The organism is Saccharothrix sp. ST-888 (genome assembly GCF_000955975.1).
Classification (GTDB): domain Bacteria; phylum Actinomycetota; class Actinomycetes; order Streptomycetales; family Streptomycetaceae; genus Kitasatospora.
In genome coordinates, this window is record NZ_JYJF01000709.1 from 1 (window position 1) to 334 (window position 334).

Consider the following 334-nt stretch of genomic DNA (forward strand, 5'->3'; position numbering starts at 1 on the left):
GCGGTCGTCCCGACGGAAGCCACCGCCCTGCGGACGATCATCGCGGCGGAAGCCACCACGGTCGTCACGGTCACGGTTGAAACCACCCGACGGACGGTCATCGCGACGGAAGCCGCCACCCTGCGGACGATCATCGCGGCGGAAGCCACCACGGTCATCGCGGTCACGGTTGAAACCGCCACCCTGGGGGCGGTCATCACGACGCGGACGGTCGTCACGGTCGCGGAAGCCACCAGAGGGGCGGTCGTCCCGACGGAAGCCACCGCCCTGCGGACGATCATCGCGGCGGAAGCCACCACGGTCGTCACGGTCACGGTTGAAACCACCCGACGGA

At 69.5% G+C, this 334-nt stretch carries 1 protein-coding gene; it reads left to right on the plus strand.

The features are described from left to right. Positions 1-334 (plus strand): hypothetical protein (locus tag UK12_RS42310; RefSeq protein WP_045307137.1); only part of this gene is annotated, 334 nt, incomplete at both ends.